This is a genomic window from Verrucomicrobiia bacterium, from assembly GCA_035574275.1.
In the GTDB taxonomy this organism is placed as follows: Bacteria; Zixibacteria; MSB-5A5; order DSPP01; family DSPP01; genus DSPP01.
On the sequence record DATLYY010000066.1, the window covers coordinates 1 to 1,480 of the forward strand.

Annotated in this window: 2 protein-coding genes; both read right to left on the reverse strand. The window is 56.7% G+C overall.

What is annotated here, in order from left to right:
- Positions 1 to 1,086: YgiQ family radical SAM protein (locus VNL73_09295; protein ID HXF49599.1), on the reverse strand; the 1,086-nt coding region annotated here is incomplete at its 3' end.
- 179 nt (positions 1,087 to 1,265) lie between these two features.
- Positions 1,266 to 1,480: FlgD immunoglobulin-like domain containing protein (locus VNL73_09300; GenBank protein ID HXF49600.1), on the reverse strand; the 215-nt coding region annotated here is incomplete at its 5' end.

A 1,480-nucleotide genomic window follows, 5' to 3' on the forward strand; every position in this document is an offset into this window, starting at 1 on the left:
ATACCCGCCGACGATGGAAAGCTGGCCGGAAAAGCTCTCCGCAGAGGCAATCCGTTCCGCCTCCTTTTTGATGGAATCCAGACTGCGCACCTCCATCAGCGAGCGGAAATGAAAGGCGGATGGGCAGACCGCCGGCGGCGCCGAACAGCCCCGCACGGCGACGATGGTTTGCTCCAGAACGGACGCGATGGGAATCAGTTCCCCCTTGTAAAGGGGATGAGGTTTGCGGGTGAAGGGCAAATCGTAAAACGAATCGACCGTTTCGGTCTCAAAGGGGGCGACCGGCGGATTTTCCACCAAATACCAGTCCACGACCAATTGCGCGGCCGGTTGGGGGGAGGGGGAAAAATAATTTTCCGCGTAACGGGAAAAGCTTTTCAAAAAGGAATGCCGGCACTGAACCAGTTCCTGATAGGGGGTCAGTTCCAGAAAATCGTTCCCAATCCTTTTTTGTTTGAAGGCCGTACCGGGGAGGTCTCTGATTTCGCTGATTTTTTCGCCCGCCTGCATCCGCCGGGCCAGCTCGAGCGCCGTTTTTTCCGGCGGGCCGTAGATTACCATATCCGCCTTGGCATCGAAGAGAACGGGACGGCGCACCCGCTCCTCCCAAAAGTCGTAATGGGACAAGCGGCGCAGCGAGGCCTCCAACCCAAAGAGAACGACGGGAACGCCCCCGCCCCCCTCCCGAGCCCGGTGGGCATAGACGAGGGAGGCCCGGTCCGGCCGAAGGCCGATGTGTCCGCCGTGGGAATAGGGGTCTTCCTTCTGGCGGGTGCGGCTGGGGGTGTAGTTGGCCGCCATGGAATCCAAATTTCCGGCGGTGATTAAATAGAAAAGCTTCGGCTTTCCCAGGGCGGTAAACGCCTCGGCCAATTTCCAGTCCGGCTGGGGAAGGATGCCCACGCGGAATCCGGCGGCCTCCAAAACGCGCCCGACCAGGGCCGCTTCCATAAAGGGGTGGTCGATGTAGGAGTCGCCGGTTACGATGAGGATGTCAACTTCCCCCCAGCCGCGGAAATGCATTTCGGCCGCACTTACAGGCAGGGGGTGAATGGCACCCTCGGTTTTTCGATTTAAAACCGCCAAGCTGTTTCCTCCTGCGCCCCAACTCTCCTATGAGGCAAAACTGCCGCCCGGGCGAGCCAGCCCCGGCGTGCCCCGCTCCCCCGGATGGTCTTTTCCGGGGGACTATTTTCCGGCCAACTCTTTTAGCCGGAACTGCTGGAAGTATAAATTAATTTAAAAGAAAAGCAAATCCCGAAACCTTATCGAACTAATATCATTTTCTTCGTTTCGCTTAGATTTTCGATTTTCAGTCGGTAGATGTAAATTCCGCTTGAAAGCAATTTCCCTTCCGCATCAATCCCATCCCAATGCACTTTATAGTCACCAGCGGACTGCTCTGCCTCGACTAATACTTTCACTATGCTGCCAAGAATGTTGAATACTTCCAGCCGAACAGGAGATTTTCGAGGGAGCG